The sequence below is a fragment of the Candidatus Nomurabacteria bacterium genome (genome assembly GCA_020631905.1).
In the GTDB taxonomy this organism is placed as follows: Bacteria; Patescibacteriota; Saccharimonadia; order Saccharimonadales; family VXPC01; genus JACKGQ01.
Map to the genome: position 1 here is coordinate 95,721 of JACKGQ010000001.1, position 13,390 is coordinate 109,110.

Genomic DNA, 13,390 nt, shown 5'->3' on the forward strand with positions numbered 1-13,390 from the left:
GAAGCACAGAATTGTTGGAAATTTAATTTAAATTAAATTTCCAGTATGATGATTACTTTAAGATACATTCTTGCACCGAGGATCGAACGAACGCACGATGGTTGATTAGCCAATGGCTACTCCACCGTCTACTATTTGTTGTGTAAATATGTAGATTTGACAAGATTCGTAGACCTCGCCTGAGGTCGCAAGGCCTGACTTGCACCCATACCAAAGTAAAACCACCCAGAAGGGTGGCTTTACTTTGGTAGCGGGACCGAGGATCGAACTCGGGACCTCAGGCTTATGAGTCCTGCGCTCTAACCATCTGAGCTATCCCGCCACGTCGTCGTAAGCCGCGCCTTTGTCTCGTTTTGAATAATATTCAAAAGCTTCGACCCTAGACTTGCTTACTCCTTATTCCCACAAAACAGGTTTTGCGGGAGCCCTAACTCATGAACCACAAACCAAGGCGGAGGGGATTATATCAGAGGTGGAGGTAGATTAAAAGGTTTGCTTAATCGGTTCCGCCTGGAGCGCTAACCCTGATCTCGTTACTATACACATCGCATTGGCTGGTTGCCGAATCGTATCGGCATACCCGAAATGCATAGGACTGGCCATCCAGTAGGCATATTGTCGTAGTCGTGTCATCAGTAACATAACGACTACCGTAAATTGGATCCGTACAGCCTTCGGCTACAGCTGGCACAAATTGTCGCTTCCGCTTGCTTCCCCACCAAGTGTAGCTATTCTTGACTCTCGAAGTATTGTTAAACACACTTTCAACTGGATAAGTTAGGTCGCCGTTACGATTCCATAGAACCTTCACTCCATCTGGAGCACTAAAGCCAGTCTTAAATTGCCAATTGAGCACCACGCCGGCTGTATCCTGAGCTACTGCACCAAGAGTAATCTCTGGGTCAGGGGAACTAGCCTTTTCGGCCTCGAACGTCACAGTCGCCACTAGCTTTGACCTATTGCCACTCTTGTCAACAACCGTAACTGTATAGACAACCTTACCTTCACGCGAGCTCATTTCGATACTGAATGCGCCCGCCTCATCGGCAGTAACCTCTTGAGTGTCATCGGAGTCGCTAACCACTTTTACGTTTAAGCCTGGTTCTGTTGTACCTTTTATCTCGACCGATGCTGTGGTCGAGCCTAACGGGATTTCAATTTTTGCGCCATCAACTGGAGAGGTTATGTTAAGATCTGGAGCTTCTATATCTGCCAGAAAACCTAGTAGTTCTCGAAAGCTATCACTATCTAAGTCTTGAGTGCGATTCCACATCAAGAATTCGTCTTTCTTTAAGGCTTGGAGATTTAGATCGCTCACAGTATCGCTGTTGGTCTGCTTAACAAATTTAAGTTTTTTACCCTCGGTCAACTCGTTGTTTGTGTTTGGCTCATCTACAGTACTTTGGTAAACCTCGATCGACTCCTCTGTTTTATCGGCCGTAACCCTAAATGCTGTACCTTTGGCAATAGCCGATAATTTTGAGGTTGTAACCGAAAAAACTCGCACATCGGACGCAGTTACTCGCGCGTAGACATCACCAGATTCGAGAAGCGAATCGATCTTATGTGAGTTTGTGGTACTTAACCTAACCTCGGTATTAGCGTTAAGTCTAAGTAATGAGCCATCATCGAAAACGACAACAGCCCGACTTGTTTCGTCTGAAGAAGTTCTCAGCCAATCTCCTTCTTCCATGACCACTGTTGTGTCGGCTACTTTCCATAAAGTACCTTCGTCGGTAGTGTAGTCAACTTTGCCTTCTACCAAAGTAATCTTTGCTTTTAGCGGTACGGCAATTGAGCTATCAATTTGCTCTGGCGCGACTTGTTGGTTGCCATGAATAAAAAACCAGTAATAGGCCGCTGCGCCAAACGCTAAGAATAAGGCCGCTAAAACAATAATGATTTTTTTGCGACGAGAGCTACCGTCATTTACGGAGATCTTTAAATCGTCTGAAAGCTCAGCGCTAGCAGATGCTAGAGTTGCTTCGTCTGGTGCATCTGAGGTATTTTGGGCAACTTGTTTGCTGGGAAGATTTTGGTCAGACACACCGGTAATTTCTTCTGTACTCACCGGTTGAGAAATTGAGCTCACGCTCGGTGAAGCCGTCGATTGCTTTTCGGGCGTTTTTGTTTGTTTGTCTAGATCGTCACCCATTTCTTACCCCTCAAAAGATACTGAGGTAAATTGTAGCATAAATAAAGCCAGCTGAGTGAATTCCCAGCTGGACTTTGGTGGTTGACTGACCACTTAGAAACAACGGATGCGCTTTTAGTCGAGCAGACGATCGATCATGTAGATGACGATATTGCGAGACTTATGGCGTTCGTAGCTTAGACCCATGTTGTATTCCTTTCAGCGGTAAGCCGATAGGCTATGAGCAAACTAGCAGAACATGCACTGACCCGCGGCTTCTTTAGCCTTGGCGTCTTCTTCTTGCTGTTTCAAGAATGCTAATACATCGTCTGCCTGCGAAGCTTTTTTGCTACTAAGAGCAGTTGCGTTCTTAGGCGAAGCGTTTTTAGCCTTCTCGTTTTTAGTCTTTAAACTTAAAGCCATTTTTTATCGGCTCCTCGTATTTTATTTTGTAATATTTGTTTCTGCAGGAACACTATGTATTATACATGGTTTTGATTATTTGTCAATATGCTTATGTTTATTCTTAAACTTCCCTAGTAGTCTAACTTCTGGTTCTAATTTAAGCCCGAGTTTTGTTAAAACACTCGATTGAATATTGAGCATAACATTATAGATATCTTGTGCAGTCGCCCCGCTTAAAGCCTCGATTTTGAGTAGATTCTGATCGTTAAGTTTTACTCTACCCCAGTTTTGCCCGCGTTTAAAGCCAGCCGCCAACAAGACATGGGCTGCTGAGACACGGTTGGCACTTCCGCCATGAACAGTATTCATTTTTTTAACGATGTTTGGGTTGGTTTCTGTTTCGTCGAAGTTAATGATAGCGTTCGCTAACTTTTCTGGAACAAGCGGGTTACGAAAGAAAGAACCAGCGGTTCGCGAGAATCGAGGATCGTGAGGATGCCATATCGATCCCGAACGCCTGCGAGTTTCGATAATAATCTGTCGACGATCCGTAAGACTATCGACAGACAGCTGGAGTTCTTCGGCGACTTCTAGTGCCTTCTGATATTCCAGAACATGTGTAACTTTTTTGCTGAGGTTTAAACAGACCCTGGTGATAATAAGGTGAGGTGAATTCTGGAAAATGGTTTGCTTATAGCCTAGTTCTAGCTGATTCTGGTGAAAGACTACCCGTCGACTGCGCAATCTATCCCACGCCTCCACCCACTCTATTCGTTCACCGATCGTTTGGCCATAAGCAGCAATGTTTATGAATGTCGCTCCAGCAATTGTGCCGGGTACTTCGCTTAACAGCTCAATCCCCCAGAGTTTGCGCTTTAAGGCCTGCTCGACCAATGCATCCCATTCAACACCGGAATCAACGAGAACTTTATCTTGATCGAATACTATTCGGCCACCGCTTTGTAAGATAGTTAAGCCCGGCAATCCATAATCCGAAACAAGCACATTACTTCCGCCCCCGAGCAACCAGATAGTTTGGCGCCGTTTCGACTCTGATAAGATTTCAATTAATTCCTCTGAGTTACTAGCTATCACCGCTCGCTCAGCTGGCCCACCCACGCCCAAAGAAGTATAGTCGGCTAAGGATAGGTTATCCACGATCTCCATTTATTTAAGTATACGCTACTTCACAACAGCGTGTGTCTCGGAGCCGATGCGATCAAAGACCGGATTGAGTGACTTCATGATTGCAAAAAGAACAGCCGAACCAGTTACCATAAAAAGCCAGTCGTGTCTGCTTAATGGGCCAACCTCGAAATATGAAGCCATTTTGGGAATATAAAGAACTGCGAACTGTAAAACAAAACTACTAGCAATCGCTACCGATAGCCATGGATTACTGAACCAACGGATATTGTAGTCTGTGCGAATATCAATCAAGCGCACCAACTCATACACCACCATGGCCGTAAAGCCAGCCGAGACTGCCGCCAAGATTGATTCGTGGTGCAGGTTATACCAAAACTGGAATAATAACGCTGTGGTCATCAGGCCACCAAATACGAAGATTTCCACCCAAGTGCGTCGATTTAGGATAGGCTGTTGATAGTAAGTCGGTTTTTGCCGAAGTGAATCTTTTTGAGCCGGGTCAGACCCAAGTGCAACCGCTGGCAAACCATCCGTAACGATATTAATAAACAGTAATTGGGCTGCTGTAAGGATTAGGTTGTCGAAGAATAATATTCCAAATGTCACCGCCAGAACTTCGGCGATGTTGCACGAAATTAAGAAGTTCACAAATTTACGGACATTATCAAAAATACCCCTACCTTCTTCGATAGCACTAATTATTGTTAGAAACTGGTCGTCTAGCAAAATAAGATCAGCCGCCTCTTTACTGGCATCTGTGCCGGCTATGCCCATGGCGATACCTATGTCGGCAGCTTTGATAGCCGGTGCATCGTTGACACCATCACCAGTCATAGCAACTTGATGACCATGTTTCTTAAGTGCTTGGACAATTCTAATTTTATGCTCCGGATCGACTCGAGCGTAAACACTTACATCTTCTACAATAGCTTCGAACTCTGCCTGACTAAGGCTGTCGAGCTCTGCACCAGAAATTGCCTTGCCGTGTAGACCAATCTCCTCGGCTATTGCTGTGGCAGTGTCGATATAGTCACCAGTTATCATAATCACCCTTATGCCACTTTCTGTCTGGACTCGATGAATTACATCTATGACCTCGGAGCGAGGTGGGTCCATCATCGCTTGTAAACCTACAAAGGTCAGATTTGACTCAATCTGAGTATTCGATGTCGGCTGATTTGCGTGATTATCACTGGCAAATGCTAGTACTCGGAGTGCTTGGCTCGATAGCCGATGGTTTTCGTCAAGTATCTGCTGACGAATGTTTGGATTCAATGGCTTTTGCTGACCGCTGCTAGTCAAATAGTGGCTGCACAGAGCAAGCACTTTCTCTGTTGCGCCTTTTGTAGCGATCGAATAGCCACCAGACGGATTCTTGGTTACGACTGACATCATTTTGCGCAGGCTTGTAAATGGTATCTCTGTTTCTCGCCCCCAAACAGATCGTATATCAGCATCCTGCATTCCGAGTTTGGCAGCTGAAACTAGCAGTGCGGCTTCGGTTGGGTCGCCTAAAATTTGATTATGTTGGAGCTGCGCGTTGTTACACAAGACACCGATGCGCATAAGGGCAAAAATGGCCTCATTTGGCTTTACTTGTTTCTTGCCAATAGTTAATTTACCCGTGGTTTCGTAACCACTGCCTGTTAGGCTATACGTTTTACCGTCGATATGAATTGCTCTAACGGTCATCTCTCCCCGCGTCAGCGTACCAGTCTTGTCAGAACAGATGATATCGGTACTGCCTAATGCCTCAACTGCACTCAATTTTCGGACCAGAGCCTGTTTAGTAGCCATACGTCTTGCCCCGAGCGCTAAACTTATACGTACTACAAATGCCAGTCCTTCTGGTATAGCGGCTACCGCTAATGCAACTGCAGCCGTAAAAGCAAAGATGGATCGTTCGAGTAACGATTGGCCGGTTTGCGAATCGACAAACAAAAAGATGATCGCAAACACCCCGGCGCAAATTAATAAAATGAATATACCAAGCTTCTTGCCCAGATCGTCTAGCTTGCGTTGCATTGGGGTAGCTTCTTCTTCGACCTCATTCACCAATTTTGCGATCTTGCCGATTTCGGTGGCTTGACCTGTAGCTGTAACAATACCTTCGGCCCTGCCTTGCGTGATAAATGTACCTGCAAATGCCATGCACTTTTGGTCGCCGAGTGGTTTATCGCCTTTTTGGGCGAGAGTATTTTTGCTTACAGGCACGCTCTCTCCGGTTAAGCTGGCTTCGTTTGCATAAAGGTTACTGACCGAAATTAACCGTAAATCCGCTGGTACTTTCGAACCTTCATCCAAGACAACAACATCACCCGGTACAAGTTCGATAGCATCAATCTCGAAAATCTGACCAGCTCGCCGAACTTGAGCCTTAGAGCCAACTAGTTTTTTTAGGGCTTCGACGGTTTTCTCGGCACGATACTCATTTAGAAAACCAATTATGGCGATTGCAAAGACAATCACAAAAATGAGAATAGCTTCTCGAGAACCTTCATTGTTAGTTTTTAATAACTGGCTTGAGTCGGACACTGGCAGCTTTGGCATTCCAAGCATCACATATAAATTACAGGCGGTTCCGCCGCCCCAAGCCACAGTAAACTGTTGGTCAAGCTCCTTGGTCTGACACTTTGAACTCTCAGGAATTGTAATTGCCTCTTTTTCGGCCAATTTACTAGCTAGATTGCACGAGCTAGAAGCCCCGTCGCTAGGACTGATTGGATCATTAATACATGCCATCGAGCGATCTATAAACTCTTGCGAGTATGTTTGCGAGGTACCACTGACACTAATTAAGCTGACAGCCCATGAAATAATTGCAGAGACTAGCAGGATTATTACCAGTACATCCTTAAACTGATTGATAAACAATACAGCGGGATTAATAGACTTTTTTGTAGCTAGACTATTTAGACCATATGTAGCTCGTCTTTCTAGTACATCGGCTTGGCTGAGACCAGTTTTTACGCTCGAGTTAAACGAATCTACGGTCTCTGTTGAGCTCAATTGATAGGCCAAAATAGATTTTTGATTAGACAAGCTTGCCTTCCACCCTTACAATAACACTTATATTGCTTATGTTATCGTATGGGGAGTAAGGAAGCAAAATAAATATCATGGTGGATATATCTAGTTTTGCAGAAGTCGCTCAAAATCTTGAAGGCCAAATTGCTGGCTATTCACTTAAGTCTGTCGGCTTAGCCTCACTACTAATTATTATGCTGGTAATTACTGGTATGCAGATTAAACAGCATAAGCCAAAGTATAGTCTTCATGTGTTTCTGCTGATTACCGCTATAGTTGGCAGTACGACGGTTTTCTTATTCGGCTCGACTATATATCTAAACTCAGTGTCAGACAGTAATGGTCCTGTTCATTGGCACGCCGATATAGAATACTGGGTTTGCGGGAGTGAGATTGAGCTACGCGACCCTTACAGACTACTCAGCAATAAGATTGGAACTGCCAGCTTACACGAACATAATGACAAACGGATCCATCTAGAAGGAGTTGTTGTTAATGAGCACGAAGATGCAACCCTAGGTAACTTCATGCATGTAATTGATGGCAACCTAGAGCGTGGGTCGATGACTATCCCGGTAGGTCAAAATAACCTCTTTGAAGATGATCAAGACGGAGATATAGTCGACACCTCAAACCGAACCTATATCGAATCAATGGTTCGTGGGAGTGGTAACGCGCGTTATCTAGACTTGATGAATGGTGAGTCCTGTAGCGGAAATGCAGACGCACAGCCAGCAGAAGTCCAGGTGTTCGTTTATCGCTTCGATAAAGACAACGATACATATTCCCAGACAAAACTAGATGACCCAGCCAATTACGTTTATTCACCATACTCTAACGTACCGCCCGGCGATTGCATTATTTTTGAATTCGACTCTCCAAAAGATTTTACCGACAAACTATGCCTACAGTACGGATTAAAGGACACCAAACGTTGTGTAGAGTTTGGCGTGCCTGCCAATGAGCCAGAACACTGCAATATTACCGATACTACAGACTATACAAAACTATCCGAACAAGCAGGTGTCGATGTACAAGAGGCTCCATCTAGTCAATCAGACAGTACTGAGAGGAGTAACTAATGCTTGGCCTACCTGCCCTGACTCTGGTTTTAGGCTCTGCAGCGATTGACTCAATTAACCCTTGTGCTATCGGCGTCTTGATATTAATGGTTTCGGTCGTACTCGGAAACGGTCAATCGACAAAACGCTTACTAATAGTTGGCTCTGCCTATATTTTTGCAATCTTCCTAACCTATTTGGCCGCTGGATTGGGTCTTGTTTATTTTTTGTCTGAAATACCAATCGCTTTTGCCGAATATCTTAGTTTGGCAGTCGGGGCATTAGTCGTGCTCGCTGGGATATTAGAGATAAAGGATTACTTTTGGTATGGAAAAGGCTTTAGCTTACAAATTCCGGCGAAATATGCTGCTAAGATCCACGACTGGTCAACAAGCAAGACTTCGATTGCTGGGGTAATGTTACTTGGCATGTTCGTTGCTGCAGTTGAACTACCATGTACCGGGGCTCCATATCTAGCAATTATCAATGTTTTGAGTGTTGATTTTGGCTTAGCTGCATTTGGCCTGATGATCATCTATAACATTATTTTCGTAGCACCTTTATTGGTGATCTTGGGTATGGTAGCCGCAGGTACAAAGGTGAGTGCAGTTGCAAAATGGAAAGAAGAGAGCAAAGGAGCAATGCGATTATTCATTGGGTTATTAATGATTGCTCTTGGTTGGATTCTAATCTTAATCGCTAACGGTACGGTAAACTTCGGATAGAACTATATGTCAGAAAACTTTTTAGTAAAACGCGCTGGTCACACTGAGGCCTACGATAACAAGAAGCTTTATGCCAGTATCTATGCAGCCTGCTTAAGCGTACGTGAGCCTGCGGGATCGGCAGAATTAATTGCCAATCAAGTTGTTGGCGACGTTGAGCACTGGTTATCCCACAAGCACGAGATTACCAGCAACGATATCCGCAGAATGGCCGCCAAGCATTTACAGGTATATCATCCCGACGCGGCTTATATGTATTTTCATCACCGGGTGGTTTATTGATGTATAAGGTCAAACATATCCGTCCACAGCATTTCGACTACGATCTAATAGTAATCGGATCTGGCGCCGGAGGCGGTGTTGCCGCCAATCTAAGTGCGCGTATTGGTAAGAAAGTTGCTGTTATTGAGGCAGGTAAAGTAGGTGGAGAGTGCCCAAACTATGGTTGTACACCCACAAAAGCTTTATTAACTGCTGCCGAAGCCTACACAGGTGCGAAAGAAGCAAGTCGTTTTGGCATACGAACACACAATCTAAATTTTGACTATGCATCCGTTAAGGCTTGGAAAGATAAGGCTGTATACAACACTGGTACACACGATGGCGCTCAAGCCTTTACACGCGCAGGCATCGAACTCATCAAGGGCCATGCACATTTTCTGAATAAATGGACGGTTTCGATTGGCCATAAACGCCTGACGGCTCGTAAGTTTTTGATTGCTTCGGGAACCTACAACCTGATACCGCCAATCGAAGGTCTAAAACAAACAGGTTACATAACTTACCGCGAAGCTATCGAGTTAGAACGACCTCCAAAGAGTCTACTAATCATTGGTGGCGGGGCGATTGGTGTTGAGTTCGGAGAAATTTTTAACACCTTTGGAACAAGAACCGTTGTAGCTGAACTTGCACCTCGCTTGCTCGTAAAAGAAGATCAAGAAGCGGGCATGCTACTCGAACGTACCATGACCGAAAAAGGAATCGAAGTACATACAGGTACTAAAGTGATCAAGGTGACAGGAAAACCTGGTCGTAAAGAGGCGACATTAGAAAAAGAAGGTAAAATTTCTAAAATAATAGTCGAGGAAATCTTACTGGCGACCGGTAAAGCCGCCATGACCGATATTGGCCTAGAGAACGCTGGCGTAGCTTATGAGCGAGGTGGAATCATCGTCGATCAGTACATGCAAACCACCGCCAAGCATATCTATGCAGCTGGCGATGTCGTGGGTCCGTATATGTTTACCCATATGGCTTCATACCAAAGCCGGATAGCTGGGCATAATATGTGGCGCCGCTCAAGAGTTCGTGCAAAATATCACGCCGTTCCAAGATGTGTTTTTACTAGCCCCGAAATTGCTAGTGCGGGCTATACCGAAACCGAGCTTATACAGAAAAAAATCGACTACCAGCGAGCGGCAATCCCTATTAGCATTATCGGCCGCAGCAATACATCTGGCCAGGATACTGGATTTGTAAAAGTCTTAGCCAGCTACAGTGGGGTGCTCTTGGGAGCAACAATTGTTGCTCCGCGCGCCGGCGAGATGATCCACGAGCTTACCTTAGCCATCCACAAAGGCCTGAGGGCTAGTGATATTGATGAAACCATCCATGCCTTCCCTACTTGGAGCGAAGCCGTACGGATAGCTTGCAGCAAAATAATCTGTACCTAGAACTTTAAGTATTATTACTTATGTTTGCTGACTTCGTTGGCCGTAATCATGGCATTGCGTAACTGTTCAGAAATATCTTGCATACCACTTGGGCTATGCGGCAAAAGAATTGTGTTGCTGCCCGACTGTGTGCCAACATCTTTTAGAGTATCAAAATATTGGGTCATCAATACTAGGTTCATGACATCCTGGGCACTTGTACCCTGAACGCTATTCTGGAAATCTGTCACGCTCTCTTGCAAGCCATTTACGATTGCCGTGCGTTGATCGGCAATACCTTTACCCTGAAGTGCTTTGCTCTCGGCTTCGGCTTCGGCGGCCTTGACTACTCGAATCTTGTCGGCCTCAGCCTGCTCAACTGCCGCAAGTCGCAGTCGCTGGGCAGCGTTGATTTCATTCATACTTGCCTTTACTTTTGCATCGGGGTCGATATCCGTAACTAGAGTCTTGACTATTCCGTAGCCAAAATCGTCCATAGTTTGTTCTAGTTCTACCTTCACGGCCTGAGCGATGTCATCTTTTGTTTCAAAGACATTGTCGAGCGTAATCACCGGCACTTGTGCTCGGACAACATCGTAGACATAGCTGGTAATCTGAGCTTCGGCATTTTGTAAACGATAAAAAGCTTCCTTAACTTTTTCTGGAATCACAAAATACTGCACACTAACAATCACAAACACAAACACATTGTCCTTAGTTTTAGTCTCAACACGTACATCTAGCTGCTGCACTCGCAGACTTAGGCGCCCAGCCACCCGATCGATTAGCGGAATCTTAAAGTTAAGCCCAGCATCTGAAACTTTTGTAAACCCACCGAAACGTTCGATCACAGCAGCAGTTTGCTGTCTAACTATGTAAAGCCCTGAAATTAAAAAAATCGTAAAAACTATTATTGCAGCGATGATTATTGGCATCTTTAACTCCTATATGATTATATTTTAGCAGATTTAGTAATCTTAAATATCTATCAATATAGAGTCGTCGGAATCATTCGGCTGATATATGAGCTTAAGACTACTCAACGAACTTCTATCGAGGCCAGTAAAAATAATTCTCTGGGTTATTGTTGCACCCGCCGTAACCAATGTGGCTGGAGTCGTTGAATCTGTAGGATACTGTGATCTGTAAATTTTGTTGCCAATGCTATCGAAGGCAAATAGATTAATTGGTGCCGTAAAATTGATGTCTGTATTGGTGTGATTCGTTAACTGGTATGTCAGGCTTAAGCTATACTGACCAGAATCAAGACGCTGATAATTTTTATTGATAATTTGAATGTCTAGAGAGCTAGCGGTAGTTGACACGCCTAATACGGAGGTTATTTTTGCTACGGGGCTAACAGATAATTTGGCGGTGTAATTTGCCAGTAGCATAACCGACACAACCATAACTACCGCTATTAGTGTAATCACGCCCACTAGTCGATTGAGGCTCTTTTCGATTTTACTGACTTTCATGAAAAATATTATATATCTTTTAGATAGCTCGAGATATCAAAATTTATAATACTCGAGTTATCTTGGCCGTAAGGTTCGAAGTAAAAATGCAGATCGGTGCTAGTGATTGGTATCATAAAGCCAATTTGGCCCCTTACAGTATCACCGGCGGCAATTTTCCCGGCAGCACTATTCGTTATATTCGGTACAGTTGTTAGGGCGTACTTCTTGCCGGTTTGATCCTTCAGGTAAGTGTAATTTAGCGGAAGAAATAATTGGTCTTGCTGGCTTTTATTGTCGATACTTAAATCGACCGTCACAAACATATACCCCGATGGTGCCGGCAGATAAACCGGGATACCCTCTTTATCTATAGTTACATCCTCTAGTTTTAATCGATAAACTTCGGTCTCGACCGATTCACCCGGCAACCAACTATGCATGCTGTAGCCAAGTTTAATATCGTACAGCTCGCCTTTTAGGCGATGATTTTGGCGAAGGGCGAGCCCGGCAATCAGGCAAGTTAGTATAACAGCCGCAACCGCACTAAAGCTGACAACTCTTAGAAGTCTTTGATGATTATTAATTGTTTGTTTACGATCCTGCATATTCCCCTATCAGCGAATTACCATTGTTGGTCAACCACCAGATAGCCGTCCCGCCACCGCCACTACGCGAACCACCACTATGCTTGCTGTTAAACGTGCTCGAAATATTTTTACCGCACCAAGTACTAGCGGTTAAAGAAGGTGCGCTCGGCAAACCGTTGTGACTGCCAGAGCTGCCAAAGAATCCACTAGCCAGCTTGTATACTTGTCCATTCGAACCATTTCCACCAGACGCCGTGTATTTAACTATTACCCAGCAGTCACTCTGTGTGTTATGCGCGGCTACCTCTGCAGAGGTGCATGAACCACCACTACCGCAAGTCGAAACAGCATTCACCGTGAGGTTGACCGACTTTGTGCTAGTGCCAGCACTATTCGAGCAAGCTAGTGTATATGTATAGCTGCCAGCCGAAGGTGATACATTCAGGTTTCCACTAGTTGATTTACTTCCGCTCCACGAGCCGCTTGCTGTGCAGGTTGGGGCTGGGCTGACGTTAGAGTTGAGCGACCAAGAGATTGAAGCTGTATCACCATCGGATATCGAACTCGGAGAAATCGTAAGGGTTAGAGTTGGTGCAACCGAAGTTGTTCCGCCAGTAGAGCCACTTGTTCCGCCAGTAGAGCCACTTGAGGTGCCACCGCTACTTGAACTGCTGCTGGAGCTACTGCTAGATGAACTCGACGAACTGGATGTTGAATTCGTGCTGCTTGTAGTTTTCTCTTCGACTTTGATCTTGGCACTAACTGTGGTTGATCCAGCCGAGTTTGTACATGTTAGGGTATAAGTTTTGGCAGCCTCAAGTGCGCCAGTATCCTGGTTGCCAACAGTATTCTTGACGCCAGACCAAGCACCAGAGGCGGCGCATACATCAGCATCTTTCGCTTCCCAATTGAGAGTGGCTGATTCTCCTGGTGCGACAGTATCTGGAGTAAGCTCAAGTACAATGCTGGGTGCGCCGTTTTCTCCAGCAACAGTCTTAACTGTTGTTTCTGGTTCGGCGTCGGTTGTTTTGGTATCTTCCTGACTGGTCTCACTACTAGATTCATCTTGATTCGACAACGGATCATGGTGAATCTGAAAATATCCAATTACTAGAATCGCCGACATTCCAAGCAGAGATATGCCCAAGCTAAACCCGGCGATAAATTTTGTAGTCATAACTCTTTTAAAT

General features: G+C 44.9%; 12 protein-coding genes and 1 tRNA gene. 4 read left to right on the forward strand and 9 right to left on the reverse strand.

Annotated elements, in window-relative coordinates; genetic code table 11:
- Window positions 1–245: 245 nt before the first annotated feature.
- From H6798_00580 to H6798_00600, 5 genes are all read right to left on the reverse strand, one after another.
- Window positions 246–322: transfer RNA gene (locus tag H6798_00580), tRNA-Met, on the reverse strand.
- A 174-nt stretch (window positions 323–496) separates the two neighbouring features.
- Complete coding sequence (locus tag H6798_00585; protein ID MCB9821022.1) at window positions 497–2,155, reverse strand: FecR domain-containing protein; 1,659 nt, start codon at window positions 2,153–2,155, stop codon at window positions 497–499.
- A 228-nt stretch (window positions 2,156–2,383) separates the two neighbouring features.
- Complete coding sequence (locus H6798_00590) at window positions 2,384–2,557, reverse strand: hypothetical protein (GenBank protein MCB9821023.1); 174 nt, start codon at window positions 2,555–2,557, stop codon at window positions 2,384–2,386.
- Between the two features lie 75 nt (window positions 2,558–2,632).
- Window positions 2,633–3,706 carry an FAD-binding protein gene (locus H6798_00595; GenBank protein MCB9821024.1) on the reverse strand — a complete coding sequence of 358 codons (1,074 nt, stop codon included), beginning with the start codon at window positions 3,704–3,706 and terminating at the stop codon, window positions 2,633–2,635.
- 15 nt (window positions 3,707–3,721) lie between these two features.
- A complete protein-coding gene (locus H6798_00600) occupies window positions 3,722–6,730 on the reverse strand; it encodes a cation-translocating P-type ATPase (GenBank protein MCB9821025.1) in 3,009 nt (1,002 codons plus the stop codon).
- 77 nt (window positions 6,731–6,807) lie between these two features.
- Between H6798_00600 and H6798_00605 the strand changes: the two genes are divergently transcribed.
- The 4 genes from H6798_00605 to H6798_00620 are packed head-to-tail and all read left to right on the forward strand — an operon-like array spanning window position 6,808 to window position 10,174.
- Complete coding sequence (locus H6798_00605) at window positions 6,808–7,797, forward strand: hypothetical protein (protein ID MCB9821026.1); 990 nt, start codon at window positions 6,808–6,810, stop codon at window positions 7,795–7,797.
- Window positions 7,797–8,501, forward strand: coding sequence for a hypothetical protein (locus H6798_00610; GenBank protein MCB9821027.1), 705 nt, complete (start codon window positions 7,797–7,799; stop codon window positions 8,499–8,501). The genes H6798_00605 and H6798_00610 overlap by 1 nt, the downstream gene beginning before the upstream one ends.
- A gap of 6 nt (window positions 8,502–8,507) precedes the next feature.
- Window positions 8,508–8,783 carry a hypothetical protein gene (locus H6798_00615; GenBank protein ID MCB9821028.1) on the forward strand — a complete coding sequence of 92 codons (276 nt, stop codon included), beginning with the start codon at window positions 8,508–8,510 and terminating at the stop codon, window positions 8,781–8,783.
- On the forward strand, window positions 8,783–10,174 hold the full coding sequence (locus H6798_00620) for an NAD(P)/FAD-dependent oxidoreductase (protein MCB9821029.1): 1,392 nt from the start codon (window positions 8,783–8,785) through the stop codon (window positions 10,172–10,174). The genes H6798_00615 and H6798_00620 overlap by 1 nt, the downstream gene beginning before the upstream one ends.
- 14 nt (window positions 10,175–10,188) lie before the next feature.
- Here H6798_00620 and H6798_00625 read toward each other — a convergent pair whose 3' ends face one another.
- The 4 genes from H6798_00625 to H6798_00640 are packed head-to-tail and all read right to left on the reverse strand — an operon-like array spanning window position 10,189 to window position 13,377.
- Window positions 10,189–11,088 carry an SPFH domain-containing protein gene (locus H6798_00625; protein MCB9821030.1) on the reverse strand — a complete coding sequence of 300 codons (900 nt, stop codon included), beginning with the start codon at window positions 11,086–11,088 and terminating at the stop codon, window positions 10,189–10,191.
- 42 nt (window positions 11,089–11,130) lie between these two features.
- Window positions 11,131–11,631: a hypothetical protein gene (locus tag H6798_00630; GenBank protein ID MCB9821031.1), complete on the reverse strand. Its 501-nt coding sequence runs from the start codon at window positions 11,629–11,631 to the stop codon at window positions 11,131–11,133.
- Window positions 11,632–11,639: 8 nt separating this feature from the next.
- On the reverse strand, window positions 11,640–12,218 hold the full coding sequence (locus H6798_00635) for a DUF4352 domain-containing protein (GenBank protein ID MCB9821032.1): 579 nt from the start codon (window positions 12,216–12,218) through the stop codon (window positions 11,640–11,642).
- Window positions 12,205–13,377 (reverse strand): hypothetical protein, encoded by a 1,173-nt coding sequence (locus H6798_00640; GenBank protein ID MCB9821033.1) that lies wholly within the window; start codon window positions 13,375–13,377, stop codon window positions 12,205–12,207. Before H6798_00640 ends, H6798_00635 begins: the two co-directional genes overlap by 14 nt.
- Window positions 13,378–13,390: the final 13 nt, after the last annotated feature.

Coding starts and splice junctions, on each gene's coding strand:
- H6798_00630 (MCB9821031.1), bottom strand. CDS start 11,631: ATGAAAGTCAGTAAAATCGAAAAGAGCCTCAATCGACTAGTGGGCGTG.
- H6798_00595 (MCB9821024.1), bottom strand. CDS start 3,706: ATGGAGATCGTGGATAACCTATCCTTAGCCGACTATACTTCTTTGGGC.
- H6798_00590 (MCB9821023.1), bottom strand. CDS start 2,557: ATGGCTTTAAGTTTAAAGACTAAAAACGAGAAGGCTAAAAACGCTTCG.
- H6798_00610 (MCB9821027.1), top strand. CDS start 7,797: ATGCTTGGCCTACCTGCCCTGACTCTGGTTTTAGGCTCTGCAGCGATT.
- H6798_00615 (MCB9821028.1), top strand. CDS start 8,508: ATGTCAGAAAACTTTTTAGTAAAACGCGCTGGTCACACTGAGGCCTAC.
- H6798_00585 (MCB9821022.1), bottom strand. CDS start 2,155: ATGGGTGACGATCTAGACAAACAAACAAAAACGCCCGAAAAGCAATCG.
- H6798_00635 (MCB9821032.1), bottom strand. CDS start 12,218: ATGCAGGATCGTAAACAAACAATTAATAATCATCAAAGACTTCTAAGA.
- H6798_00605 (MCB9821026.1), top strand. CDS start 6,808: ATGGTGGATATATCTAGTTTTGCAGAAGTCGCTCAAAATCTTGAAGGC.
- H6798_00640 (MCB9821033.1), bottom strand. CDS start 13,377: ATGACTACAAAATTTATCGCCGGGTTTAGCTTGGGCATATCTCTGCTT.
- H6798_00620 (MCB9821029.1), top strand. CDS start 8,783: ATGTATAAGGTCAAACATATCCGTCCACAGCATTTCGACTACGATCTA.
- H6798_00625 (MCB9821030.1), bottom strand. CDS start 11,088: ATGCCAATAATCATCGCTGCAATAATAGTTTTTACGATTTTTTTAATT.